This window comes from Ruminiclostridium papyrosolvens C7, assembly GCF_000421965.1.
In the GTDB taxonomy this organism is placed as follows: Bacteria; Bacillota; Clostridia; order Acetivibrionales; family DSM-1351; genus Ruminiclostridium; species Ruminiclostridium papyrosolvens_A.
The window spans coordinates 1-1,917 of the sequence record NZ_ATAY01000074.1; the positions used below are offsets into that span (position 1 = coordinate 1).

Genomic DNA, 1,917 nt, shown 5'->3' on the forward strand with positions numbered 1-1,917 from the left:
CTCGTCCACACTCCATGACGGATTAGGGTTAGCTGCAGCGTTAACCGCTGAAGCACTTGCCAATATTAGAAACAAGCAAAAAATAATGGAAAAACCTTTTTTAAATAAATGTTTCATCTTTTTTCCTCTCTTTCGGATTAATTTTTAAGTTTATATATATTTTCCTACTTCCGGACAATCAGGTACCCTGCCCCGGAAAAGAAGTTATAGTACCTAGTAAGTACTGTTTCAGCAGCAGCAGATCTAAAACATCAATAGTACCACTTGCATCCAAATCAGCTAATTTTGTATTCTCAATGGTTCCCTGGCCTAAAAGGTATTTTTTCATCAACTGGAAATCCATTGCATCTATTTGGTCATCGGAATTCAAATCTCCCAATTTTGCTGAGCTTCGTGCAATAAATGTAAACCAGTTAAGATTAAATAAATACCCGCTATCCCCGGTAAATTTTAAATACAGATCGTGTTTTCCGCTTACCCCGCTGACACTTCACTTTACATCAGTGAATGTCTGCCAATCACTTGTACTCACGACTGGACAAGTCCCCACAAAAGTTCCGTTTGGACTGTCAAGCCTGATCTCAATATTACCTCCGCTGGTAGCACTTGCAACTCTTACCGTAAAGCTCTCGGCACCGCTACCGAAATCTACATTGTTATAAACAGTGTAGTCTCCATTTTCTATGTATCCCACATCCTGTCCGCCTTCCTTACAACTTTCATTCTGGATTCCGGACTGATTATCGTAGTTTTCGGCCTCAATCTGTTTATATGCAGATACAATAGGTGCTTCTCCTCCGCCTGTTGAAGTGACGGATACACTTCCGGTCGCTAGTCCGTTGGAGCTTGCCGTTACAACAATTGTCCCGTTTACTTTGGTCGGCTGGACAATTACCAGACACTTACCACTGAAAGCCTTACGGCTATTACCTTTATATGATTCCGTACTTATTGAATTACCATTATCAACTCCCACAATTACCCCGGGACCTGATATTGAGAAATTCACGGCATTATCAGCTGTAGGAACAGTCACATTGTTGCTGTCTGCAATATCTGTTTCGATATATATCAAATCTTTACCGTCTGCTTTAACAGAGGTTCTGTCGGGCTTTAACAGGACTTTTGAAGGAACTCCCGCAGTAATGACCTCATCGTATACCACTGTACCGCCTTTTGTACCTTTTGCCCGTAATGTCCCGGAAGACCATGGAACACTCCATGAAAGATGTCCTGCTGTTCCAATACTTTTTGAGCCAAGTGATGTGCCATTAAGGAATAATTCCACCGTATCGCAGTTGCTGTACGCCCATACCTCTACATTAGTTCCAGCAGACCAGTTCCAGGCAGTATGTGAACCATCGGCTTGGTACTCCATTTGCTTTGATAGAAATAGTAGATATCTTTTGGGAACCCACATGTATCCACTATTCCGAAATATAAACTTTTTGCAGGCCACCCGTAAGGTGTAGGCTCGCCGATATAGTCAAACCCTGTCCATACGAATTCACCCGCCATGTAGTTTCGTTTATTGATTTCATTATATGATGATTCCGCACTGTTACCCCAGCTGACCACACTGTTATCATAAGAAGAACACTGGTTATCGGTGTCGGTTAGAATGTTTTTATTGGTGGGTGTTTTATAAACCCCACGGCTTCTGACCGCAGAACTTGTTTCACTTCCAAGCATCTTCCACTCCGGATGGCTGCTATGTCCACTATCATAGGTATATGAAAAATAGTTGTAGCCAACCAAATCAAGAGTACTGGCAACCGACTGATGTGTTGCATCTCCCATGTCAGCTGCGAAACAACCCCATGATAAGCCTCCTTATATTACAATTTGAGTTTCTCACACATACAGAACTCACCATACTTTTATACTGTTTCTCCCGGAAAGCTGGTACTTATCCCC

1 pseudogene is annotated in these 1,917 nt (G+C 42.2%); it reads right to left on the reverse strand.

The features are described from left to right. Positions 1-178 precede the first annotated feature (178 nt). A pseudogene (locus tag L323_RS41775) lies at positions 179-1,827 on the reverse strand (carbohydrate-binding protein); the annotation flags it as partial. Positions 1,828-1,917 lie beyond the last annotated feature (90 nt).